The 22,128-nt window shown below is 58.1% G+C and carries 21 protein-coding genes; 8 read left to right on the forward strand and 13 right to left on the reverse strand.

Annotation, left to right across the window (positions count from 1 at the left end; all coding sequences use genetic code 11):
* Nucleotides 1–35: 35 nt before the first annotated feature.
* A complete protein-coding gene (gene murJ / locus AC1D2P_RS01005; RefSeq protein ID WP_046028555.1) occupies nucleotides 36–1,574 on the reverse strand; it encodes a murein biosynthesis integral membrane protein MurJ in 1,539 nt (512 codons plus the stop codon).
* Between the two features lie 252 nt (nucleotides 1,575–1,826).
* Here murJ and rpsT point away from each other — a divergent pair, with 252 nt between their 5' ends.
* Nucleotides 1,827–2,105 carry a 30S ribosomal protein S20 gene (gene rpsT / locus AC1D2P_RS01010; protein WP_007942340.1) on the forward strand — a complete coding sequence of 93 codons (279 nt, stop codon included), beginning with the start codon at nucleotides 1,827–1,829 and terminating at the stop codon, nucleotides 2,103–2,105.
* A gap of 183 nt (nucleotides 2,106–2,288) precedes the next feature.
* On the opposite strand, the gene AC1D2P_RS01015 is transcribed toward rpsT, so the two are convergent.
* From AC1D2P_RS01015 to rplU, 5 genes are all read right to left on the reverse strand, one after another.
* The gene (locus tag AC1D2P_RS01015) at nucleotides 2,289–2,753 is read right to left on the reverse strand and encodes a CreA family protein (RefSeq protein ID WP_046028557.1); all 465 of its coding nucleotides are present in this window, start codon (nucleotides 2,751–2,753) and stop codon (nucleotides 2,289–2,291) included.
* Between the two features lie 12 nt (nucleotides 2,754–2,765).
* A complete protein-coding gene (gene proB / locus AC1D2P_RS01020) occupies nucleotides 2,766–3,884 on the reverse strand; it encodes a glutamate 5-kinase (RefSeq protein WP_477757933.1) in 1,119 nt (372 codons plus the stop codon).
* A 201-nt stretch (nucleotides 3,885–4,085) separates the two neighbouring features.
* Nucleotides 4,086–5,309: an Obg family GTPase CgtA gene (gene cgtA, locus AC1D2P_RS01025; RefSeq protein WP_027924200.1), complete on the reverse strand. Its 1,224-nt coding sequence runs from the start codon at nucleotides 5,307–5,309 to the stop codon at nucleotides 4,086–4,088.
* Nucleotides 5,310–5,503: 194 nt separating this feature from the next.
* Complete coding sequence (gene rpmA, locus AC1D2P_RS01030) at nucleotides 5,504–5,779, reverse strand: 50S ribosomal protein L27 (RefSeq protein WP_007943982.1); 276 nt, start codon at nucleotides 5,777–5,779, stop codon at nucleotides 5,504–5,506.
* A 34-nt stretch (nucleotides 5,780–5,813) separates the two neighbouring features.
* Nucleotides 5,814–6,128, reverse strand: coding sequence for a 50S ribosomal protein L21 (gene rplU / locus AC1D2P_RS01035; protein WP_003176051.1), 315 nt, complete (start codon nucleotides 6,126–6,128; stop codon nucleotides 5,814–5,816).
* Nucleotides 6,129–6,368: 240 nt separating this feature from the next.
* Between rplU and AC1D2P_RS01040 the strand changes: the two genes are divergently transcribed.
* The 3 genes from AC1D2P_RS01040 to AC1D2P_RS01050 all read left to right on the forward strand — a co-directional run bounded on the left by AC1D2P_RS01040 (nucleotide 6,369) and on the right by AC1D2P_RS01050 (nucleotide 8,249).
* Nucleotides 6,369–7,337: a polyprenyl synthetase family protein gene (locus AC1D2P_RS01040; protein WP_046028560.1), complete on the forward strand. Its 969-nt coding sequence runs from the start codon at nucleotides 6,369–6,371 to the stop codon at nucleotides 7,335–7,337.
* Between the two features lie 107 nt (nucleotides 7,338–7,444).
* On the forward strand, nucleotides 7,445–7,786 hold the full coding sequence (locus AC1D2P_RS01045; protein ID WP_046028563.1) for a zinc ribbon domain-containing protein YjdM: 342 nt from the start codon (nucleotides 7,445–7,447) through the stop codon (nucleotides 7,784–7,786).
* A 205-nt stretch (nucleotides 7,787–7,991) separates the two neighbouring features.
* Nucleotides 7,992–8,249, forward strand: coding sequence for a PA4570 family protein (locus AC1D2P_RS01050; RefSeq protein ID WP_046028565.1), 258 nt, complete (start codon nucleotides 7,992–7,994; stop codon nucleotides 8,247–8,249).
* A 113-nt stretch (nucleotides 8,250–8,362) separates the two neighbouring features.
* Here AC1D2P_RS01050 and AC1D2P_RS01055 read toward each other — a convergent pair whose 3' ends face one another.
* The 3 genes from AC1D2P_RS01055 to AC1D2P_RS01065 all read right to left on the reverse strand — a co-directional run bounded on the left by AC1D2P_RS01055 (nucleotide 8,363) and on the right by AC1D2P_RS01065 (nucleotide 10,111).
* Complete coding sequence (locus tag AC1D2P_RS01055; protein WP_008028844.1) at nucleotides 8,363–8,980, reverse strand: FKBP-type peptidyl-prolyl cis-trans isomerase; 618 nt, start codon at nucleotides 8,978–8,980, stop codon at nucleotides 8,363–8,365.
* Between the two features lie 120 nt (nucleotides 8,981–9,100).
* Nucleotides 9,101–9,412 carry a DUF6482 family protein gene (locus AC1D2P_RS01060; RefSeq protein WP_046028569.1) on the reverse strand — a complete coding sequence of 104 codons (312 nt, stop codon included), beginning with the start codon at nucleotides 9,410–9,412 and terminating at the stop codon, nucleotides 9,101–9,103.
* A gap of 210 nt (nucleotides 9,413–9,622) precedes the next feature.
* Nucleotides 9,623–10,111 carry a TIGR00645 family protein gene (locus tag AC1D2P_RS01065; RefSeq protein WP_046028571.1) on the reverse strand — a complete coding sequence of 163 codons (489 nt, stop codon included), beginning with the start codon at nucleotides 10,109–10,111 and terminating at the stop codon, nucleotides 9,623–9,625.
* 170 nt (nucleotides 10,112–10,281) lie between these two features.
* On the opposite strand from AC1D2P_RS01065, the gene AC1D2P_RS01070 reads away from it, so the two are divergent.
* Complete coding sequence (locus AC1D2P_RS01070; RefSeq protein WP_477757934.1) at nucleotides 10,282–12,111, forward strand: hypothetical protein; 1,830 nt, start codon at nucleotides 10,282–10,284, stop codon at nucleotides 12,109–12,111.
* A gap of 5 nt (nucleotides 12,112–12,116) precedes the next feature.
* On the opposite strand, the gene AC1D2P_RS01075 is transcribed toward AC1D2P_RS01070, so the two are convergent.
* Nucleotides 12,117–12,458 carry a PA4575 family protein gene (locus tag AC1D2P_RS01075; protein ID WP_046028575.1) on the reverse strand — a complete coding sequence of 114 codons (342 nt, stop codon included), beginning with the start codon at nucleotides 12,456–12,458 and terminating at the stop codon, nucleotides 12,117–12,119.
* A gap of 323 nt (nucleotides 12,459–12,781) precedes the next feature.
* Nucleotides 12,782–15,220 carry a Lon protease family protein gene (locus AC1D2P_RS01080; RefSeq protein ID WP_109786302.1) on the reverse strand — a complete coding sequence of 813 codons (2,439 nt, stop codon included), beginning with the start codon at nucleotides 15,218–15,220 and terminating at the stop codon, nucleotides 12,782–12,784.
* A gap of 278 nt (nucleotides 15,221–15,498) precedes the next feature.
* Here AC1D2P_RS01080 and AC1D2P_RS01085 point away from each other — a divergent pair, with 278 nt between their 5' ends.
* From AC1D2P_RS01085 to AC1D2P_RS01095, 3 genes are all read left to right on the forward strand, one after another.
* Entirely contained in the window at nucleotides 15,499–15,987 is a 489-nt protein-coding gene (locus tag AC1D2P_RS01085; protein ID WP_109786303.1) for a DUF3015 domain-containing protein, read from the forward strand.
* A 92-nt stretch (nucleotides 15,988–16,079) separates the two neighbouring features.
* Nucleotides 16,080–17,933: an Lnb N-terminal periplasmic domain-containing protein gene (locus tag AC1D2P_RS01090; RefSeq protein WP_477757935.1), complete on the forward strand. Its 1,854-nt coding sequence runs from the start codon at nucleotides 16,080–16,082 to the stop codon at nucleotides 17,931–17,933.
* A gap of 180 nt (nucleotides 17,934–18,113) precedes the next feature.
* The gene (locus AC1D2P_RS01095) at nucleotides 18,114–18,608 is read left to right on the forward strand and encodes a GreA/GreB family elongation factor (RefSeq protein ID WP_109786305.1); all 495 of its coding nucleotides are present in this window, start codon (nucleotides 18,114–18,116) and stop codon (nucleotides 18,606–18,608) included.
* On the opposite strand, the gene gdhA is transcribed toward AC1D2P_RS01095, so the two are convergent.
* Nucleotides 18,605–19,942 (reverse strand): NADP-specific glutamate dehydrogenase, encoded by a 1,338-nt coding sequence (gene gdhA, locus AC1D2P_RS01100; protein WP_223522722.1) that lies wholly within the window; start codon nucleotides 19,940–19,942, stop codon nucleotides 18,605–18,607. The two genes, AC1D2P_RS01095 and gdhA, sit on opposite strands and share 4 nt — an antisense overlap.
* 368 nt (nucleotides 19,943–20,310) lie before the next feature.
* Nucleotides 20,311–21,975: an energy-dependent translational throttle protein EttA gene (ettA, locus tag AC1D2P_RS01105; protein WP_046028585.1), complete on the reverse strand. Its 1,665-nt coding sequence runs from the start codon at nucleotides 21,973–21,975 to the stop codon at nucleotides 20,311–20,313.
* Nucleotides 21,976–22,128: the final 153 nt, after the last annotated feature.

Raw genomic sequence — 22,128 nt, forward strand, 5'->3', positions numbered from 1 at the left:
CTGCCGGCTCGCCCGTGTTTATCGAGGTCGCGACCTCAGCTCAGCGCCTTGCGATTGAAGTCGCGCAAACGGAAGCCCATCAGAAGCAACATCCCGAAATAGCTAACGATGCCGGCCGCGACCAAAGCGCCCAGGCGCAGGAACCGCTCAAGCATATGCCCTTGATCCCACGCTGGCATGAAATGCATGCCGAGCAACAACACGGCAGACATCACCAGCACGGCAATCACCAGCTTGAAGCCGAACTTCGCCCAGCCCGGCTGCGGTTGGTACATCTGCTGCTTGCGCAGTTGATAAAACAACAAACTCGCGTTGATACACGCACCCGCGCTGATGGCGAGGGCCAAGCCGGCGTGGGCCAGAGGACCTATCAGCATCAGGTTGAACAGCTGCGTGACCACCAGGGTGAAAATTGCGATTTTTACCGGCGTGCGGATGTTTTGTTGCGCATAAAACCCCGGTGCCAGCACCTTAATCACGATAATTCCGAGCAATCCGACCGAGTAGGCGATCAGCGCCCGTTGCGTCATGGACGCATCGAAAGCGCTGAACTGCCCGTATTGGAACAGGGAAACGGTCAGCGGCTCGGCAAGAATTCCCAACGCCAGGGAACACGGCAACACCAGTACGAAGCACAGGCGCAGGCCCCAGTCGAGAATGCGCGAATACTCGTGACGGTCCTTGCTGGCGTAGGTTTTGGCCAGGGTCGGCAGCAAAATCGTGCCCAACGCGACACCCAAAACGCCGGACGGCAACTCCATCAAGCGGTCGGCGTAATACATCCAGGACACGGAACCGGCCACCAGGAACGACGCGAAAATAGTGTTGATGATCAGCGAAATCTGGCTGACCGATACGCCGAGAATCGCGGGCAGCATTTGTTTCATGACCCGCCAGACGCCACTGTCACGCAGGTTCAGGCGTGGCAATACCAGCAAACCGATTTTTTTCAGGTGCGGCAGTTGATAGAGCAATTGCGCCAGACCACCCACCAGAACTGCCCACCCCAGCGCCATGACCGGCGGATCGAAGTACGGGGTCAGGAACACTGAAAAGACGATCATGCTGACGTTGAGCAGCGTCGGCACGAAGGCCGGCACCGAAAAACGGTTGTAGGTATTGAGGATCGCCCCGGCCAGGGACGAAAGGGAAATCAACAGGATGTAGGGAAAAGTCACCCGCAACAGGCTGGTCGTCAGCTCGAATTTTTCCGGTGTATCGGTAAAACCCGGCGCGGTCGCCCAGATCACCCAGGGCGCAGCCAGCATGCCCAACGCCGTGACCAGCGCCAACACCAGCGTCAGCAGGCCCGACACGTAGGCAATGAACGTTCGCGTCGCCTCCTCACCTTGCTGGCTTTTGTATTCGGCCAGAATCGGCACGAATGCCTGGGAAAAAGCCCCCTCGGCGAAGATCCGCCGCAGCAGGTTGGGCAGTTTGAAGGCGATAAAGAAGGCGTCTGTCGCCATCCCGGCACCAAATATACGTGCGATGAGCGTGTCACGAACGAACCCCAAAACCCGGGAAATCATCGTGATAGAGCTGACGGCGGCCAACGATTTGAGCAGATTCATTGAAAGAGTTTGTGCCTGTCGATAAACAGCAGGCGAACAAAGCGCCTACTTATGCGATACTCCGCGCCGCAACAGCACAGAGCCAAAGCTCGCGAGTTTACAGGTCAAGCGCCGGAAATAAATATCCCGCCTCTTTACACCTACCACTTAGCGGAACGTCTCAACCGCCCTTGACAAGACATCAACTCATCGGCATGATTCGCGGCCTATTTTGTTTGCTATTTCCTAAAAAGTCTTTCGAGGAGCTCGACGGTGGCCAACACACCTTCCGCCAAAAAACGTGCAAAACAGGCTGAGAAGCGTCGCAGCCACAACGCCAGCCTGCGTTCCATGGTTCGTACCTACATCAAGAATGTAGTTAAGGCCATCGACGCAAAAGACGCTGCTAAAGCTCAAGCTGCTTACGTTCTGGCCGTGCCAGTTATCGACCGTATGGCCGATAAAGGCATCATCCACAAGAACAAGGCTGCTCGTCATAAGAGCCGCCTGAACGGTCACGTCAAGGCTCTGAACCTTGCTGTTGCCGCATAAGCGATAAGCTTGTTGAAAAACCGACCTCAGGGTCGGTTTTTTATTGCCTGCGATTTGGCAGACACAACACAAAAAAGCAGGAGTGAGCCTGCTCGCGATAGCGGTGCAACATTCAACACTGATGTCGACTGTTACACCGCTATCGCGAGCAGGCTCACTCCCACAATTTGGGTCTTCGCTAGCTTACTGAGCGTGCGCCCAGGGCAGAATTGGAATCGCCGTCACCGCGTTCTGGGGGCTACCCTCGATCAAACGATCGCTATAGACCAGATACACCAGCGTATTGCGCTTCTTGTCGAGGAAACGCACCACCTGCATGGTCTTGAACACCAGCGATGTGCGCTCCTTGAACACCTCATCACCATCTTTCAGCTCACCCTTGAAGCTGATGGGCCCGACCTGACGGCAAGCGATAGATGCCTCCGCACGGTCTTCAGCCAAACCCAGACCACCCTTCACGCCGCCGGTCTTGGCGCGCGAGAGGTAGCAGGTCACGCCTTCAACCTTGGGGTCATCAAACGCCTCGACGACGATGCGGTCGTTCGGGCCGACGAATTTGAACACCGTCGACACCTGGCCAATTTCCTCAGCCGAAGCCAGCAGCGGGATTGCCAGCAGCAGCCCCAATAATCCTTTTGCCACGCGCATTCAGATATTCCTTCAGACCAGAATCAGGTTATCGCGGTGAACCAGTTCCGGCTCAGCCATATAACCCAACAGACCGACAATCGCCTCAGACGACTGACCGATAATTTTTTGTGCCTCCAAGGCACTGTAATTGGCCAGGCCGCGAGCAATTTCACGACCGTCCGGCGACACGCACACCACCATTTCGCCACGGCGGAAGCTGCCTTGCACCAGCTTCACGCCCACCGGCAGCAAACTTTTATTGCCCTGGGACAGCGCCGTCACGGCCCCCGCATCCAGCACCAGCGTGCCGCGGGTCTGCAAATGTCCGGCCAGCCACTGCTTGCGCGCCGCCAGCATGCCGCGCTCAGGCGATAGCAAGGTGCCGATGCGCTCACCCGCCTTCAAGCGATCCAGCACGCGCTCAATGCGCCCGCCGACGATGATGGTATGCGCCCCGGAGCGAGCCGCCAGACGCGCAGCACGCAGCTTGGTTTGCATGCCGCCACGCCCCAACGCGCCGCCGGTACCGCCAGCCACCGCGTCCAGCGCCGGATCATCGGCGCGCGCCTCGTAAATCAGGTTGGCATCAGGGTTGTTGCGCGGGTCAGCATCGAACATGCCATCGCGATCCGTAAGGATCACCAGCAAGTCGGCCTCGACCAGGTTGGCAACCAGTGCAGCCAGTGTGTCGTTGTCGCCAAAACGGATTTCGTCCGTCACCACGGTGTCGTTTTCGTTGATCACCGGGATCACCTTCAACTCCACCAACGCACGCAAGGTGCTGCGGGCATTCAGGTAGCGCTTGCGATCAGACAAGTCATCGTGCGTCAGGAGAATCTGCGCGGTATGCCGGCCATGCTCGGCAAAGCTCGACTCCCAAGCCTGCACCAACCCCATCTGACCGATGGCAGCGGCAGCCTGCAATTCATGCATCGCACTGGGTCGTACGCTCCAGCCCAGGCGGCTCATGCCGGCAGCCACAGCCCCGGAAGACACCAACACCAGTTCGACGCCAGCCTCATGCAACGCCACCATCTGCTCGACCCAGACACTCATTGCCGCGCGATCCAGGCCTTTGCCGTCCGCCGTCAGCAAAGCGCTGCCGATCTTCACGACCCAACGCTGCGCACCTGTCACCTTGCTCCGCATCATCTTCAACCTTAGCTTGAGGACAGCGCGACCTGGCACTGCCCGTGACGTTATTCGTGGCTATTCGTGACCAACTACCGATTTCCAGATACTAAAACGCCGCTCAATTGAGCGGCGCTTAGAGAGCCGGTCTGCCAGCGATGATAACACCGCGATCAGACAGATAAACCGCCATCGCGGGCAAGCCCGGCTCCTACCGAATCAGTCACGCACGTAAATGATTTCCGGACCGTCTTCGTCATCCACATCTTCTTCATCCCAATCATCGTCGCCGATGTCATGGACCGACTTCACGCCGCTACGACGCAGGGCACGCTGGTCATCCAGGGCCTGCAGTTGAGCACGCGCTTCGTCTTCGATGCGCTGATCGAGCTCAGCCAACTCCTCCTTGTAGGCCGGGTCGGCAGCCAGGCGATCAGCACGGTCTTCCATATAACGCATGATGTCGTGACACAGACGCTCAGTGCCCAGCTTGGAGATGGCCGAGATCACGTAAACCGGACCAGTCCACTCCAGGCGATCAACGATTTCCTTGACGCGAGCATCGTGCTCTTCTTCAAGGATCTGGTCGCACTTGTTCAGCACCAGCCAGCGATCACGCTCAGCCAGGGACGGACTGAACTTGGTCAACTCGCTGACGATTACTTCAGCAGCATCCGGCGCACTGGTGTCATCCAGTGGCGCCATGTCCACGAGGTGCAGCAGCAAACGGGTACGCGACAAGTGCTTGAGGAAACGAATCCCCAGGCCGGCGCCATCGGAAGCACCTTCGATCAGCCCCGGAATGTCCGCAACCACGAAGCTCTTCCAGCGATCGACGCTGACCACACCCAGGTTCGGCACCAACGTGGTGAACGGGTAGTCGGCGACTTTCGGCTTGGCGGCCGATACCGAGCGGATAAAGGTACTTTTACCGGCATTCGGCAAGCCCAGCAGACCGACGTCAGCCAGTACTTTCATTTCCAGCTTGAGATCACGCGCCTCACCCGGCTTACCCGGAGTGGTCTGACGCGGAGCGCGGTTGGTACTGGATTTGAAACGGGTGTTACCCAGACCGTGCCAGCCACCGTGAGCCACCAGCAGCTTCTGACCAGCCTTGGTCAGGTCGCCGATCACTTCTTGAGTGGCCGCATCGATGACAGTGGTGCCAACCGGTACGCGCAGCACCAGCTCTTCACCTTTTTTGCCAGTGCAGTCGGTGCTACCACCGTTGGAACCGCGCTCGGCATCGAAGTGACGGGTGTAACGGTAGTCGACCAGGGTGTTGAGGTTTTCGTCGGCGATCATGTAGACCGAGCCGCCATCACCACCATCACCGCCGTTCGGGCCGCCGTTTTCAATGAATTTTTCGCGACGGAAGCTCATGCAACCGTTACCGCCGTCACCAGCCTTTACTCGAATCGATACTTCATCAACAAACTTCATAACAAAACGCCTCTCGCCATACGGACGAGCCGAAAAAATCTAGACATAAGACTCTTGCAAAAATGAGCGCAGCGACCTCATTCAACGACCGCAAAAACGTGCGCTGGAGCCCATCACAAACAGCTTTGCAAGAGACTCACCCCACAAACGAAAAAGCCCCGTCGCAAGACAGGGCTTTTCCAGCAACCACGTAATTATGCCGCGACGACGTCAGTCTTCGGGACAATGCTTACGTAACGGCGGTTGAAAGCGCCTTTTACTTCAAACTTGATCACGCCGTCGATTTTCGCGAACAGAGTGTGATCTTTACCCATGCCAACACCGTAACCGGCGTGGAATTGGGTGCCGCGCTGACGCACGATGATGTTGCCCGGAATGATAACCTGGCCGCCATACATCTTCACGCCAAGGCGTTTGGCTTCTGAGTCGCGACCGTTACGGGTACTACCACCAGCTTTTTTGTGTGCCATGAGTCAATTCTCCTAGTGAGGAATTAGGCTGAAATTAAGCCTGAATACCGGTGATTTTGATCTCGGTGTACCACTGGCGGTGGCCCATACGCTTCATGTGGTGCTTACGACGACGGAACTTGATGATGCGGACTTTATCGTGACGACCTTGGGAGATCACTTCAGCCACAACGGTAGCGCCAGCAACAACTGGAGCGCCGATGTTCACGTCATCGCCATTGGCGACCAACAGAACGCGATCAAAAGTAACGGATTCGCCGGTAGCGATTTCCAGTTTTTCGATCTTCAGGTATTCACCTGGGGCGACCTTGTATTGCTTGCCACCAGTAACAATTACTGCGTACGACATGGTATTTCTCCGATAATCCTGCTCACCCAGCTCTTTATAAGAAGAGGTATTGGCTGGCATGGCTGCATAGGGCTGGAAGGCCTGTTTGCAATTGCGTAAGGCAGGTGCTGCCCAGGAAGTTCAGGGTGCGCGATTGTACGCAAGCTGCCGGAGCGATGCAAGAGGCCGTCTATCGTGCCTTGACACCCGCCGACGTGGGTCCTAGCATGCCGCGCAACCCTTCTGGAGCAACTGTCGCTGATGCAACCCCAAGCTTTCTACCGCGCGGTGGCGGACGATTTTAGCGCCGTCGACGGCATCATCAAGAAGCAGCTGACTTCCCGAGTGCCGCTGGTATCGAAAATCGGCGATTACATTACCTCGGCTGGCGGTAAACGCCTTCGTCCTTTATTAGTGTTGCTGTGTGGCAAGGCGCTAGGCCGTGAAGGCGATGACCTGCGCCTGCTGGCGGCAACCATCGAATTCCTGCACACCGCGACCCTGCTGCACGACGACGTGGTCGACATGTCAGGCATGCGCCGTGGCCGCTCGACGGCAAACGCCATGTGGGGCAACGCACCGAGCGTGCTGGTTGGCGACTTCCTCTATTCGCGTTCCTTCGAAATGATGGTCGAACTGGGCTCCATGCCGGTCATGAAGATCCTTTCGCAAGCGACCCGCATCATCGCCGAAGGCGAAGTGTTGCAGCTGTCGAAGGTCCGTGACGCCAGCACCACTGAAGAAACCTACATGGAAGTCATCCGCGGCAAGACTGCGATGCTCTTCGAAGCGTCGACCCACAGCGCCGCCGCTCTTTGCGAAGCCACGTCGGAACAGGCTGAAGCACTGCGCACCTTTGGCGACCACCTGGGCGTGGCTTTCCAGCTGGTGGACGACCTGCTGGACTACAAGGGCGATGCCGAAACCCTGGGCAAGAACGTCGGTGACGATCTGGCCGAAGGCAAGCCAACCCTGCCGCTGATCTTCACCATGCGCGAAGGCACGCCAGAGCAAGCTGCGCTGGTGCGCAAGGCGATCCAGAAAGGCGGCATCGAAGACCTGGAAAGCATCCGCGAAGCGGTAGAAGCGTCTGGTTCGCTGGAATATACCGCGCAACTGGCTCGTGATTACGTGGCCCGGGCTATCAAGTGCCTCGACGCACTGCCTGCCAGCGAATACCGCGATGCACTGGTCGAATTGAGCGAATTTGCGGTCGCCCGCACGCACTGATCCCACCTGTTAGAACCCGGCTCCTACAAAGATCGCGCTGCCCCACCATCCGCCAAAAACCCTATATAATGTGCGCTTTTTAGCGATCCTGAATCCAAGGAGCTTTAGTGAGCACGTTGCCACCCTGCCCAAAATGCAATTCCGAATACACCTATGAAGACGGCGCACAGCTGATCTGCCCCGAGTGCGCGCACGAATGGTCTGCCAGCGGTGAAGCTGACGTGGCGTCCGATGACACGGTGAAAAAGGATTCGGTCGGCAACGTCCTGCAGGACGGCGACACCATCACCGTGATCAAGGACCTCAAGGTCAAAGGCACGTCGCTGGTGGTCAAGGTCGGCACCAAGGTCAAGAACATCCGCCTGTGCGATGGCGACCACGACATCGACTGCAAGATCGACGGCATCGGCCCGATGAAGCTCAAATCCGAGTTCGTCAGAAAAGTCTGAACCTGCTGTATTCCATCCCGCGCCCTGCGTGGGATGGTGCTTCGCCCTCCCCCGTTTCAATCCGCAAACACGAGATATAGCCAAACGCCAGCCGTTTGACCTTGCGCAGTCTTTACCCAGAAAAAATCCCGATCCGCCAATAGGCCCTTGCTATTTTATGAATAAGAATTATTCTCATTGAAATCCGTCAATGGAGATGAGACTCATGACTTACTTAATCGATGCCTGGCTCGACCGCCCACACCCTTACCTCAGGATCCTGCATCGGGAAACCGGGGAAGTCTGTGCGGTACTTGAAGAAGAAGCGCTGAATGAACTGCAGGATCAGGGTGACCTGGACGTCAATGGCCTGAGTTCCAGCGAGCCACTGGTGCTAAAGGAACTGGTGCGTAATCTGTTTCTGTTCTGCTATGCCCGGGCGTTGCGCCCCAGCAGTGAACTGCACCACAGGATCGAGATATGAAAAAGTCCGAAAATCCTTGTAGGAGCAAAGCTTGCTCGCGATACAGACGATTTGGTTTCGCCTTGAAAACGAGTTGATGCCATCGCGGGCAAGCCATGCTCCTACAGGGGGGATTACAGAACGTCGAGCAGTTCGACGTCGAATACCAGTACGCTGTGCGGCGGAATGCTGCCAACGCCTTGAGCGCCGTAAGCCAGTTCGCTCGGCACGTACAGACGCCATTTGCTACCGGCGTTCATCAGTTGCAGGGCTTCGGTCCAGCCAGCGATCACGCCGCCAACCGGGAACTCTGCAGGCTGGCCGCGCTCGTAGGAGCTGTCGAACACAGTGCCGTCGATCAGGGTGCCGTGGTAGTGAGTACGCACTTGATCTTCACGGGTTGGCTTGGCGCCTTCACCGGCAGTCAATACTTCGAATTGCAGGCCGGAAGCCAGGGTGGTGATGCCATCACGCTTGGCGTTTTCAGCCAGGAAAGCCAGGCCTTCGCCAGCAGCCGCTTCAGCTTTGGCAGCCGCTTCGGCCTGCATGATTTCGCGGATCACCTTGAAGCTCGCGGACATTTCTTCCTGGCCAACACGGCTTTCCTTGCCGGCGAAGGCATCGGTCAGGCCAGCCAGGATCGCGTCCAGGCTAACGCCCGGTGGCGGGTTGTCGCGCAGTTGGTCGCCCAGCTGACGGCCAATACCGTAGCTGACGCGGGTTTCGTCGGTGGACAGATTTACTTCGGACATGACACTGCTCCGCTGTGCGGACGGCTCGGGAACTTGCCGTGCGTGCACAGCGCGTCCCGGAGCGCCCGGAACCAAAAGGGCCAGCAGACTAGCACAGATGCCGTAGCGTTGATTAGGACCTCAGTGGTGCCATGCGCTCTGGAAGGCGAGTTGCACCTTCAGGTTTTCCTCTGCATTGGAAACAAGCCCGCACATTTCATCATGAACCAGGGTATGCACAAGGTTGAATGGCAATGTGGGGAAGTCATGGAGTATCTGACGCGCATGCTCGACCGAACGCAGATTGAACATTTGGTCATGGGCATCACTCAAGGGATACGCTGCGCCATGCATGCGTGCTTCCAGCAAGTAGATCCCGCCTTCCATGGAGATCAGGTTCAGCTCATCGATTTTCCCTGCGATGGCATAAGCACGTAATTCAACAAGGTTCATGGAGGCACCCCTACAGTGACGAGCCGAGACTACTTACAGGGATAGGCTTCGGCGCATCAAAGTACAAGCCAGAAACAACACCGCCCGTCCGGTTCGACCGAATAACCCTTGTAGGAGCATGGCTTGCCCGCGATGGCATCACCGCTGTTTATCGTCAGACCGAGGTGCAGCCATCGCAGGCAAGCCTTGCTCCTACAGGGGTTGGGCGAATCAGTGCTTGGTCAGCTTGTCCAGGTAGCCCATGGCGAACGCCGATATCACGAACGTCATGTGAATGATCACGTACCACTTCAAATGCTCGGGATCGACGTTCTTGGCATCCATGAAGATCCGCAGCAGGTGGATAGAGGAAATCGCCACGATAGAAGCCGCCACTTTCATCTTCAGTGAAGATGAATCCATGGTGCCCAGCCAGTTGAGCTTTTCCTTGTGTTCGTCGATGTCCAGTTCAGAGACGAAGTTCTCGTAACCGGAAATCATCACCATCACCAGCAAACCGCCCACCAGCGCCATGTCGATCAGCGACAGCAGCACCAGAATCAGATCCGACTCCGCCATCGAGAATACGTTAGGGATAACGTGGAAAACTTCCTGAAAGAACTTCAGCGCCAGAGCCAGTAGCCCGAGGGACAGTCCGAAGTAGATTGGCGCCAGCAGCCAGCGGGAGGCGTACATTGCGTTTTCGATAAAGCGTTCCATTGAATCTCACACAGGGTTGGAAATGGCGGCGAGTATATCAGCCACCTGTCTATACCCAGAAGCAGCCAGAAACCGTCGAGAAATCCGCCACCTGCGCGTGTGTCACAAAGTTTTTCTGCTAGTGTCCAGACTATTGACCGCTCAGCGACATCGGACAGGAAGACTGGAAAATGGATGTGCGATTGCCTTTATCGAGTGCCGGTATCTGCCTGATTCTGCTGATGAGCGGCTGCTCGCCCGGCGAGGATAAGCATCAGGTCAGCCTCGAGGAAAAAACCGCGCAGTTCGAGCAGTCACTGGATCAGATCCAGGACCCGAAACTCAAGGACGCGGTCTCCGAACTCGGCGGTTCACTCCTGCTGCTTGAACGTGCGCAGCTCAAACTCGACAGCAAACCGGTGGAAACCGAATACGGCGAAGATGCCCTCGCCGTGCTCAAGCACTACCCCACGCCCCAGGCCCTGGTCGACACCTACATCAATGGCCTGTTTGTGCTGCACAAGGATTCCAGCTCCGATTACCTGACCGACCTGCAACCGGTGTTCCCCTTCAATTTCAGTATTCCGGCAGCGTTCCTGTTCCCCCATGGCCTGGAATGGCAGTCGGTGACACTGAGCAACAAACGAGTCATCCCCTTCCAGCCCGAATGGTCGGAAACCGATCCCGGCATTCAACTCAGCCCGTCGAGTTCCAACCTGACCAACCCCGATGACCTGACGGTGACTTACCCTTTCATCGAAGGCCTGGATGTCGACAAAAAAAACCAGCCGCAACCGGTGAGCCTGCAAGGCAAAGTCGAAGTGATCGCACCGCACCGGCTCTATAGCTTCGACCTGAGCAAAAAGGACGTTGGCCAGACCCGCACCAACGACAACCTCAGCGTGACCCTGTTGAAGCTTGAAAAGAACTACGCCGAGATCGAATACACCAACAGCGCGCCAGTGGCCCCCGAAGTCGGTGAAACGCCGCTGAACCCCCTGATTGTCCAGGCCAAAGACACCACCGGGCAATTTCTCTCGCGGGCCGGCTCGATCAACGAAACCGCCACGCAAATTGCCTTCTATCAAAAACAACTGGCGAAAATGCAGCAACAAAAGGCCTGGAGCGAGGCGTTCGAACATCAGCTCGATGAAGAACAGCGCACGTTCGAGAAGCAGCAGGGCCAGCACTATTCCAAGGTGTATTTCAACGGGCCGATCGAGACCCTTGAAGTCAGCCTGCTGGACTTCTCGAGCGTCACCGTAACCCGCAAGGACCTGAAGCTGACGGTACTGAGCTTCGACACGCATACCACGGCAAAAACCATTCAGCCGCTGACCTTGCCGGTGGTGGTGTACGACGATCAGGTACCGAACTGGCTCAAGGGCGCGACACTGAGTGAGGAACAGCTGAAAAAAAGCATCAACGTCAATCAGTCGGTGGAGGACCCGAGCGCAGCGCGTATCGAGTTCACTCACCCTAGAAGCTTCAATGACGAATTGCTTGGCAACTCTTTCAGCCCCGGCGACAGCCCGGTCAGTTTTTTTACCGCGGACAGTAACGGCAAACGCGATGAACCGATCGAACTGCCACCAGAGGCTTACCAGGTCGACCCTCTGCGCGGCACGATCACCTATGACCTGAACCTGTTTACGCAAACACCGGCCTTCGCAGTGGGCTCCATGCCGTTGTTTCTGGCCACCGTCGACAAACAGACGCTCGACACCCGCAAATTACCCAAGGGCCTGGAGCTCAAAGGCAATGCGCTGATGGTGGATGTGAAGTTGTTTCCTGCGCAGGACTGGCGATTTTTCACCAAGGATGACAGCGGGAACTACCTGAAGGAGATTCTTGCGGTCACGCACGACGCCAGTGCCGATGGCCCGGCGTTATTTGACGTGCACTACTTCTATGGCCAGCCCACACAACTGGAAAGTTATCAGCGAACCGACCTCGCCACCGTGCAGTACGGTTTCGAAGTCAAACTGGCCAAGGCTGATATGAGCCAGCTTGATCAATAAGCCGCTCAGTGATCGGGCCGATACTCGAACCCGCCGAGATTGCGGCAACGGCCACCATTGATTTCCCGCAGTTGGGCTTGCAGGTGCAGGCACCAGATTTGTGGATCGTCGGCCAGTTCGTAGCCGTGCAGGGTCAAGCTTTCAACGATGGTGTCGAGGATGGATTCAGCCACGAAAGGGCCATGAAACGGGCCTTGCGCCTTGATGGCCGAGGGTTGCTCGCCAGCCATTCCGGCGGCGAAGAGCAGGGTCCACATGCCCGTATCTCCCGCCAGAGGGCGGATAGCACATTCGATACGGGTGACAAGGCCCAGGCATTGACGGGTAAGGCAGAGGTTGCGCGACATGGCGGCGACCCTCGGTAGATCCGGTATTCAGCCCCCCACGGGAAGGCTGTCTCGATCCTGTGATTACTGTCGATATCCCTGAACCAGAGAATAGAAGAAAAGTTTGACTAGCACGCCAGGCGAGACCAGAAGGCGCCGAATGGTCATTGTGTGAAGATTGACGCCAGAGTGATGGCACTTTCGGCATACACCACAATAAATTGTGGGAGCCGAGCTTGCTCGCGATAGCGGACTTTCAACCAACAAAGATGTTGAATGTCAGTGCCTCATCGCGAGCAAGCTCGGCTCCCACAGGAGGTGTATGAACTCAGCTCAAAACCGCGTCACGCTGGTTTTGTTTCGGCCAACGCCTCCTGCGCCATCTCTTTCTCGGCTTCCTTGAGGTCTTCCTCGCTGATCATCTCGGCAATCACCCGCAGACGCTCCACCACCCGCGCATTGACGCTGCCTTCGGGGAATTCGCCATTTTCATCCGGCGCACCTGCCGGTTCGCCCACCAACAGGCTCAAGGCTTCGTCCGCCTGACGCACCGCGTAGACATGGAACTGCCCCGCGCGCACGGCGGCCAGCACTTTCTCGTCGAGCATCAGCGTGGCAACGTTCGCCTGCGGAATGATCGCCCCTTGATGGCCGGTCAGCCCGCGCGCTTCGCAAAGCCGGAAGAAACCTTCGATCTTCTCGTTGACCCCGCCCACGGCCTGCACTTCGCCGAACTGGTTGATGGACCCGGTGATCGCAAAGCACTGCTTGAGCGGTGTTTTCGACAAGGCCGAAATCAGCGTGCACGCCTCGCCCAGCGACGCACTGTCACCATCGACATACCCGTAGGACTGTTCCAGGGCGATGCTCGCGGAAATGGCCAGCGGGAACTCCTGGGCGTAACGACTGCCCAGATACCCGGTGAGGATCATCACGCCTTTTGAGTGAATCGGCTGGCCGAGGTTAACTTCGCGCTCGATGTCGACGATGCCACTGCCACCTGGATACACCGTGGCGGAAATCCGCGCGGGCACACCGAAGGCCGAGTCGCCGACTTCCAGCACCGTCAGCCCGTTGCACTTGCCGACCGCCGCGCCATCGGTGTCGATCAGGATGATACCGGCCAGCATGTCGTCGAGAATCCGCGCTGAAACGCGCCCGGTACGCGTGGCCTTGGCCTTGAGCGCACGCTCTATATGCCCGGCGTCGGTCATTTCATCGCCGGCCAGGTGGCGAATGAAGTCCGCCTCGCTGACCAGTTGGAACAGATCACCGATACGCGCCGACAAGCGCCCCTGATGCTCGGCCAGGCGTGCGCTGTACGTGGCCAGACGCGCCACCGCATCGGCCGTCAATGGGGCCATGCCTTCTTCGGAGGTGCGGGTTTTGAGCAACTGGGCAAACTGCTCCAGGCTCTCGTCGACCATCGGGATGTCTTCGTCGAAGTCCACCAGGACGCGGAACATTTCCTGGAAGTCCGGATCGAGGTCTTGCAGCGTGTAATACAGCTGGCGGGCACCGATGATGACGACTTTGACCGCCAACGGAATGTGTTGCGGCGTCAGGGTCACGGTGGCCAGTCGACCCAGCTCACCCAGCGGCGATTCCATTTTCAGCTTGCGCGATTGCAGGGCGCGCTTTAGCGCATCCCACACGAACGGCTCACTGAGCATTTTTTCCGCTTCAAGGATCAGGAAGCCGCCGTTGGCCCGGTGCAAGGCACCCGGACGCAGCTGCCGATAGGTGGTGTACAACGCGCCCTGATCGGTGCTGTATTCAATCCGGCCAAACAGGTTTTCGTACGTCGGGTGCGGCTCGAACACCACCGGCGCACCGCCGCTGGCCGAATGCCCGACCACCAGGCTTGGTGCGTATTGCTCTTCCAGCAACTTGCGGGCAATGGCGTCGGTTTTGCTGTCGTCGACCAGTTGCTCGACAACCGTTTTCAGCAAATAAACCTGCATCGCTTGCAGGTAACCGCACACCGCCGCGTTCTCGGCGTACTTCTCCGACAACGGCGACAACAGCGGCTGCAAGGCCAGGGTGATGGTTTCTTCGTTGAGGTGGCGCAGTTGATTGCTCGACTCACGCTTCCATTGCGGCAGGCTGGCGAGCTCCTCGTTCAGGCGCTCCTCCAGGACGGAAATATCTTCGTGGAAACGTTCGCGATCAGCTTCCGGCAACTGGGCGAATTCCGCTTCATCCAGCGCCTTGCCTTCGCTCATCGGGGTAAACGCGATGTTGCTGGCGTCGCGATACAGGGCGACTTCTTTTTCCAGGGCCAGGCGCTCGATGACGTCCAGCGCCTTGTCGTAGCGCTGATTGAAGGCGCGGTCGATGGCGCTTTTCTTCTGCTGGTAGGACGGGTGTTCGAACACCGCCGGAAAGGTCGCCAGCAAGTTATCGATCAAGCCGTTGATGTCGCCGATGAAAGCACCCGCGGTGCCCGACGGCAATTCCAGGGCGCGCGGCTCGCGCGGCTCATCAAAATTGTTGACGTAGACCCAGTCCGCCGGGGTCTGCAGGCGTTTGCCTTCGGCCTTCAGGTAGCGTTTGACGAAAGAAAACCGGCCGGTACCGGGCTCGCCCATGACAAAGACGTTGTAACCGGGGCGTGGCATGGCCACACCGAACTGCAAGGCTTCAACCGCACGTTCCTGGCCAAGCACACCGCGAAAGGGCTCCAGATCATTGGTGGTAGAGAAGCTGAACTGTTCAGCGGAAAACGGACGGGTCAGCGCTTCAGGCGCTAGACGCAAGCTGGCAGCAACAGGATCAGGCATCGGGCTTCCTTACATCAGGCGGGGCAGATAGCGGCATTCTGGCGCTGCCCATACCTCACTTGCAAGGCGCACCTCCAGCCAAAGCATAGTCAAAGGGCCATCCCCAGGCGGGCCGGGGCTAAACCAATGATTTCAACGAATGTTTTGCAAAAAATCACGGAACCCCGTGATCCTGCCTAAACTCCAAACTGCGCGGCTGGATAAATAACCGGCCCACTGGCGCCAGAATGGGCCAGAACCCCCTAGTCCATCGGTATGCACACAAAGAGAACATAGCTATGAAACGGATTCTTCTCGGTACTCTCTTCACCGCTGTATCCCTCAACGCCATGGCGCAAGCTCCAGGCGGCCCGGATTGCGGTTGGGGCAACATGCTGTTCGAAGGTCAGCGTGGCACCCCGGCTCACTTCATGGCCTCCACCACCAACGGCACCTCCGGCAACGCAACCTTCGGTATGACCTCCGGCACCAACGGCTGCGCAACGAATGCATCGCTGACCTACGGCGGCAAATCCTGGATTGCCATGAATGGCATGATGAACGAGCTGTCCGAAGACATGGCCAAAGGTCAGGGCGAAGCGCTGACCACTTACGCGGTGGTACTGGGCGTGGCGCCGGAAGACCGTGCGCATTTCGCTGCGGTGACTCACGAACACTTCCAGCAAATTTTCAGCAAGGCTGACGTGACCGCTGAAGACGTGCATACCAACACCCTGGCCGTTCTGAAGAGCGATCCGCGTCTGGCCAAGTACGCCACTCAAGCTTAAGCTCGAACCGCCCGCTCCTTTCGGGGAGCGGATTTATTTTTTGGCCCGCCCCTCTTTGGGTCTTTGTTTTTTTCGACTTTAAGTTGCTCACTATGCTCAAACGCCTTGCCTGGCTGGCGCTCTGTGTCTGTGCCCCGTTGTCCGCCGCGCCACATCTGGACAATCAACGTTTGCAGCAACTGGCCAATGACCCCTTCTGGATTTCCCTGGGCCACTACGAAACCGCCAAGCTTGGCGGCTGGCGCAGCTATGTCAGCGACCAGAAGTTCTTTCTTGCGCCTGATGGCAACGAACATCCCGACCATGAACTGGCCGCGACCGTGCAAGCGCTGTACGCCCCGGCCAGTGCCGGCGAACAACACGCCCAATGCGTTTACCCGGCCCGCACCCGCTGGTTGAAAGCCCAGCTCAATCTGACGGACCTGCCGACACTGGACTGCGCCGAGTTCAAGCAATGGTTCAAGGACGTCTCGCCCGACAGCGCGGTGATGATTTTCCCGGCGGCGTACTTGAACAGTCCGTCTTCAATGTTTGGCCACACGTTATTGCGCATCGACCAGAAAGACGTGCAGAGCGACCATACCGCCCTGCTCAGTTATGCCATCAATTTTGGTGCCTACATCGAAGGTTCGGACAACAGCATCCTTTACGCCTGGAAAGGCTTGATGGGCGGTTACCCGGGCCTGTTTGCGCTGGTGCCGTATCAGGAGAAGCTCTCGGAATACCGCAGTCTGGAGAACCGCGACCTGTGGGAATACCGGCTGAACCTGACCCAGCCAGAAACCGCACGCATGGTCGAGCACGTCTGGGAGTTGAAACAGATCAAGTTCGATTACTTCTTCTTCGACGAAAACTGCTCCTATCGCCTGCTCGAATTGCTGCAGGTGGCGCGACCGAGCCTGCGCCTGACCGAGCAATTCCCGCTGACCGCCATCCCCACCGACACCGTCAAAGCGGTCAAGGAAGCCGGGCTGGTCGAGTCGATAACGTATCGCCCGTCCCGCGAGCGTGAATTGTTGAGTCGCGCCGAACCGCTGAACGCTGATGAACAGCAATGGGTGCTGAACGTCAGCGCGGATCAGAAACAGTTGCAGGCCCCCGCCTTCAAGGCTCAACCCAAAGACCGCCAGGCGCTGATCATCGACGCCGCTTATCGCTTGGAACGCTACCGCGCCAACGGCCAGGAACGCGACCCGGCGCGGGCGCAACGCAGTTTCGAACTGCTGCGGGCGATCAACCAGAACCCCGCACCGGAACTGGACATCCCGCGACCCGGCCTGCCCGAGGACGGCCATGAATCGCGCACCTGGCAGGCCGGCATCGGCACCCGGGGCGATAAAGCATTTGGCGAGTACGGCCTGCGCATGGCCTATCACGATCTCAACGACAACGCCGAAAGCTTCCCGCTCGGCGCACAGATCGAAATCCTGCAAATGAAACTGCGCCAGTACGAAGGCAATCAATGGCAGTTTCAGCAGCTAGACCTGGCAACGATTCGCTCACTGACCCCGCGCAACGAGCTGCTGCAACCGCTGTCGTGGCAGGTGACCGGCGGTCTGGAGCGCGTGCCGGGCAAGCATGACGACGAAACCCTGGTCAGCCACGTCAATGGCGGTGGCGGCGGCACCTGGCAACTGGGTGACGACCTGCTCGGCTTTGCCTTGGGCACCGTGCGCGTTGAACACAATAACGACTTCGCCGCTTTCATCGCCCCGGCGGCGGGCTTCAACACCGGTGTACTGTGGAACAACCCGCTGGGCAATTTCAGCCTGGAGACCAAAGGCGACTTCTTCACCAATGGCGAAGTGCGCCGAAACATCAGCCTGAATCAGCAGTGGGAACTGTCGCGTAACCTGGGCCTGCGCCTGAGTGCCCAGCGCGAATTCAGTCACCTCGCCACACCCGAGAATGAAGTGATGCTAGAGGTGAAGTGGTATCACTATTGACGTAAATCCCTGTGAGAGCGGGCTTGCCCGCGATAGCGATTTACCATTCATCATCAATACTGACTGATAGCCCATTGAACAGCCTCGTCCGCGCCCATCGCTCGCCATGAGTCGTACGCAGACATCCACCGAAACTAAAAGCCTGCAACCATGGCCCAAACCCTATAACGGGAGATCACCATGAGCCGCGCATTCGTCAACGAAGATAACGCTGCCGCGCAAGCCGATCAGCCGGTCGAACGGCAGGTCAGTGCGCAGCCCAATTACGTCACGCCCCAAGGCTTGAGCCTGTTACAGGGCAAGGTCGCTGTACTGCAAGCCCTGCATGCCGAGCAGTCCGCCAAGGGCGAACAGGCCGACAAACAGCGCGTGGCAGATCTGGAACGGGACCTGCGCTACTTCAAACAACGCCTAAGCAGCGCTCAAGTCGTGCCGCTCGCCACCTCGACGGTAAAAGTGCAGATCGGCAGCTGGGTCACTTACGCCGACGAACACGACACCGAACACCGTGTGCAATTGGTCGGCGAGGATCAGGCCGATGCCGCGCATGGCCTGATCAATTGGGACTCGCCACTGGGGCGCGCGTTGCTGGGTGCACCACTGCAAGATGAAGTGCTGTGGCAACGCCCCGCCGGAGATCAATTCATTGAAGTTATCCGCATCGAACCGGCTTAAACCACGCCTTGGGCAAGCATGGCGTCGGCGACTTTAACGAAGCCGGCGATGTTCGCACCTTTTACGTAATTGACCCGCCCGTTCTCTTCGCCGTAATGCACGCAGGCGTGATGGATCGACTGCATGATCGCGTGGAGCTTGTTGTCCACTTCACCGCCGGTCCACAACAGGCGCATGGCGTTCTGCGACATTTCCAGCCCGCTCACGGCAACGCCGCCGGCATTCGACGCCTTGCCTGGCGCGAACAAAATGTCTGCTTCAATGAACACGTCCACGGCCTCAAGGGTCGTCGGCATGTTCGCGCCTTCCGCCACGCACATGCAGCCGTTACGCAACAAGGTGCGAGCGGCCTCGGCATCGAGCTCGTTTTGTGTCGCGCACGGCAGTGCGATGTCACAGCTCAGGGACCACGGGAGTTCGCCGCCACGGAATTCCAGACCAAAACGGCTGGCCAGTTCGCGGATACGACCGCGCTGGACGTTTTTCAGCTCCAGCACGGCCAGCCACTGCTCTTCGGTCAAACCGCTTTCGCAGTACAGCGTGCCTTCGGAATCAGACAGCGAAATAACCTTGCCCCCAAGGTCCATCACCTTGCGTGCAGCGTATTGCGCGACGTTGCCGGAGCCGGAGATCGCCACGCGTTTGCCCTCGACCGTCAATCCGCGACGCTTGAGCATCTCTTCGGCGAAGTAGACACAACCAAAACCGGTGGCTTCCGGGCGAATCAGACTGCCGCCATAGCTCGGGCCTTTACCGGTCAGCACGCTGGTGAACTGGTTACTCAGGCGCTTGTACTGGCCGAACAGGAAGCCGATCTCCCGGGCGCCGACACCAATGTCACCGGCCGGCACATCCACATCGGCACCGATGTGGCGGTACAACTCGCTCATGAACGCCTGGCAGAAGCGCATGACTTCGGCGTCGCTTTTGCCCTTAGGGTCGAAATCCGAACCGCCCTTGCCACCGCCCATTGGCAGTGAAGTCAGGGAGTTTTTGAACGTCTGCTCGAAAGCGAGGAACTTCAGCACGCCCAGATTCACCGAGGGATGGAAGCGCAAGCCACCCTTGTACGGGCCGATCGCGCTGTTCATCTGGACGCGGAACCCGCGATTGACCTGCACCTTGCCCTGATCGTCGACCCAGGAAACCCGAAAAACAACCGCCCGCTCCGGCTCACAAATACGCTCCAGAATGCCGGAGGTCAGATAGTGTGGATTGGCTTCGAGAAACGGCCACAGGCTACGCAAGACCTCTTCAACCGCTTGGTGAAACTCGGGTTGATCCGGGTCGCGTTTTTTCAGGCGCGCAAGGAAGGATTCGACGGATTCGATCATGGAAAAGTCTCGGCAAATTTATTGTCGTTGGAGGAGATTGAGCCGGACTGTAACAAACGATTCATGCACGAGAACAGCGCATAACGTCGCATTTATGAAATTAAATGGTGCGCAGGATATAAATTAATCTGGTTTTTTAGCTTTTTTGCACCTGAATGGGGATTCACAACTCAAGTCTTGCACCATCAGGTACACCGTCTTCGCGGGCAAGCCCGCTCCCACTGTGTCCGTGAAGCTTTGCGTATCCCGGGCAATCCACATTCCCGTGGGAGCGGGCTTTCCTGCGATGAATTCACCGCGATCCCACTGAAAAACGCATAAAAAAACGGAGCCCCGAAGGCTCCGTTTTTCATGCAACCGACCCGGTATCAGGCCAGTTTTTTGTGCCGTACACGATGCGGCTGGGCAGCTGCTTCGCCGAGACGCTTTTTGCGATCGGCTTCGTATTCGGTGTAGTTGCCTTCGAAGAACACCGCTTGCGAGTCGTCTTCGTACGCCAGGATGTGAGTCGCGACGCGGTCAAGGAACCACCGATCGTGAGAGATCACAATGGCGGCGCCCGGGAAGTCCAGCAGTGCTTCTTCCAGGGAACGCAGGGTTTCAACGTCGAGGTCGTTGGACGGTTCGTCGAGCAGCAGGACGTTGCCGCCCTCCTTCAGGGTCAGGGCCAGGTGCAAGCGACCGCGCTCACCACCGGACAGGTCCTTGACGAACTTCTGCTGATCGCCGCCCTTGAAGTTGAAACGCCCCACGTAGGTACGCGACGGAATCTCGTAGTTGCCGATGCGGATCTGATCCGAACCGTCGGAGATTTGCTGGAACACAGTCTTGCTGCCGTCCAGGTCTTCGCGGCTCTGATCGACGCACGCCAGTTGCACGGTTTCGCCGACTTCGATGCTGCCCGAATCCGGCGTTTCCTTGCCCATCAGCATGCGGAACAGGGTCGATTTACCGGCACCGTTACCACCGATCACGCCAACGATGGCGCCTTTAGGCATGGAGAACGACAGGTTGTCGATCAGCACGCGATCGCCATACCCCTTGGAAACGTTCTTGAATTCGATGACCTTGTCGCCCAGGCGCGGACCGGCCGGGATGTAGATCTCGTTGGTTTCGCTGCGCTTCTGGAATTCCTGCGATTGCATTTCTTCGAAGCGTTGCAGACGAGCCTTGGATTTGGACTGGCGGGCCTTGGCGCCTTGGCGCACCCACTCCAGTTCTTCCTTCATGGCTTTTTCGTGGGCCGACTGCTGCTTGGATTCGGCAGCCAGACGATTGGACTTGGCTTCAAGCCAACCCGAATAGTTGCCTTCGTACGGGATGCCGGCACCGCGGTCGAGTTCCAGAATCCAGCCGGCGACGTTGTCCAGGAAGTAACGGTCGTGCGTGATCGCAACCACGGTACCCGGGAAATCGTGCAGGAAGTGCTCCAGCCAGGCGACGGAATCGGCGTCCAGGTGGTTGGTTGGTTCGTCGAGCAGCAGCATGTCCGGAGCGGACAGCAGCAGGCGGCACAGGGCCACGCGACGCTTTTCACCACCGGACAGGAATTCGACTTTCGCGTCCCATGCTGGCAGGCGCAGCGCATCGGCGGCGACTTCCAGTTGACGCTCAAGGTTGTGACCGTCGCTGGCCTGCAGAATGGCTTCGAGCTTGGCCTGTTCAGCCGCCAGCTTGTCAAAGTCGGCATCTTCTTCAGCGTAAGCCGCGTAGACCTCGTCCAGGCGCGCCTGGGCGTTCTTGATCACGCTGACCGCTTCCTCAACCACTTCACGCACGGTTTTGGTCGGGTCCAGGATCGGTTCCTGTGGCAGGTAGCCGATGTTCAGTTCCGGCATCGGACGGGCTTCGCCTTCGAACTCGGTGTCGACGCCGGCCATGATTTTCAGCAACGTGGACTTACCCGAACCGTTGAGGCCGAGTACGCCGATCTTGGCGCCAGGGAAGAACGACAGAGAAATGTTTTTCAGGATTTCCCGCTTCGGCGGAACCACTTTGCCCAGCCGATGCATGGTGAAGACGTATTGAGCCATGGAGAACCTTGGGTCAGTGACAGATGAATGATTGGAGCGCAGGCGAAGCCTGGCCAGACTGTGCGCGTCGTCCGATTGATGGCGATCAATACGTGCACGCTGAAAAAGTCTGAGTCTAGGAGCTGGAACGCTCCCGCGTAACCGGCAAAGCTA

This window comes from Pseudomonas sp. P1_F1_2, from assembly GCF_056405815.1.

Bases quoted from the DNA above. Each gene is read 5' to 3' on its own strand.
- murJ (WP_046028555.1), bottom strand. From the start codon at position 1,574: ATGAATCTGCTCAAATCGTTGGCCGCCGTCAGCTCTATCACGATGATT.
- AC1D2P_RS01015 (WP_046028557.1), bottom strand. From the start codon at position 2,753: ATGCGCGTGGCAAAAGGATTATTGGGGCTGCTGCTGGCAATCCCGCTG.
- proB (WP_477757933.1), bottom strand. From the start codon at position 3,884: ATGCGGAGCAAGGTGACAGGTGCGCAGCGTTGGGTCGTGAAGATCGGC.
- cgtA (WP_027924200.1), bottom strand. From the start codon at position 5,309: ATGAAGTTTGTTGATGAAGTATCGATTCGAGTAAAGGCTGGTGACGGC.
- rpmA (WP_007943982.1), bottom strand. From the start codon at position 5,779: ATGGCACACAAAAAAGCTGGTGGTAGTACCCGTAACGGTCGCGACTCA.
- rplU (WP_003176051.1), bottom strand. From the start codon at position 6,128: ATGTCGTACGCAGTAATTGTTACTGGTGGCAAGCAATACAAGGTCGCC.
- AC1D2P_RS01040 (WP_046028560.1), top strand. From the start codon at position 6,369: ATGCAACCCCAAGCTTTCTACCGCGCGGTGGCGGACGATTTTAGCGCC.
- AC1D2P_RS01050 (WP_046028565.1), top strand. From the start codon at position 7,992: ATGACTTACTTAATCGATGCCTGGCTCGACCGCCCACACCCTTACCTC.
- AC1D2P_RS01055 (WP_008028844.1), bottom strand. From the start codon at position 8,980: ATGTCCGAAGTAAATCTGTCCACCGACGAAACCCGCGTCAGCTACGGT.
- AC1D2P_RS01060 (WP_046028569.1), bottom strand. From the start codon at position 9,412: ATGAACCTTGTTGAATTACGTGCTTATGCCATCGCAGGGAAAATCGAT.
- AC1D2P_RS01065 (WP_046028571.1), bottom strand. From the start codon at position 10,111: ATGGAACGCTTTATCGAAAACGCAATGTACGCCTCCCGCTGGCTGCTG.
- AC1D2P_RS01070 (WP_477757934.1), top strand. From the start codon at position 10,282: ATGGATGTGCGATTGCCTTTATCGAGTGCCGGTATCTGCCTGATTCTG.
- AC1D2P_RS01075 (WP_046028575.1), bottom strand. From the start codon at position 12,458: ATGTCGCGCAACCTCTGCCTTACCCGTCAATGCCTGGGCCTTGTCACC.
- AC1D2P_RS01080 (WP_109786302.1), bottom strand. From the start codon at position 15,220: ATGCCTGATCCTGTTGCTGCCAGCTTGCGTCTAGCGCCTGAAGCGCTG.
- AC1D2P_RS01085 (WP_109786303.1), top strand. From the start codon at position 15,499: ATGAAACGGATTCTTCTCGGTACTCTCTTCACCGCTGTATCCCTCAAC.
- AC1D2P_RS01090 (WP_477757935.1), top strand. From the start codon at position 16,080: ATGCTCAAACGCCTTGCCTGGCTGGCGCTCTGTGTCTGTGCCCCGTTG.
- AC1D2P_RS01095 (WP_109786305.1), top strand. From the start codon at position 18,114: ATGAGCCGCGCATTCGTCAACGAAGATAACGCTGCCGCGCAAGCCGAT.
- gdhA (WP_223522722.1), bottom strand. From the start codon at position 19,942: ATGATCGAATCCGTCGAATCCTTCCTTGCGCGCCTGAAAAAACGCGAC.
- ettA (WP_046028585.1), bottom strand. From the start codon at position 21,975: ATGGCTCAATACGTCTTCACCATGCATCGGCTGGGCAAAGTGGTTCCG.